At 47.7% G+C, this 258-nt stretch carries 1 protein-coding gene; it reads left to right on the forward strand.

From position 1 onward, the window contains the following. The coding region (locus AC0QH1_RS01985) for a reverse transcriptase/maturase family protein (protein WP_324629097.1) at positions 1–258 on the forward strand (258 nt) is incomplete at both ends.

Raw genomic sequence — 258 nt, forward strand, 5'->3', positions numbered from 1 at the left:
CCTAAACAACGGTTTGAATTAGCCCAGAAACTTGGGAAGAAATCCAAAGCCCGCTCCTTACGCAGAATATGGATTCCAAAACCAGGGCGCGATGAAAAGCGTCCTTTAGGAATTCCGACAATAAAGGATAGAGCCGAGCAAGCCTTGGTAAAACTGGCATTAGAACCCCAATGGGAAGCCAGATTTGAGGCAGACTCATACGGATTTAGGCCAGGGAGGTCAGCGCACGATGCGATTGATGCCATATTCAAGAAGGTT

The organism is Phormidium sp. CCY1219 (genome assembly GCF_055795085.1).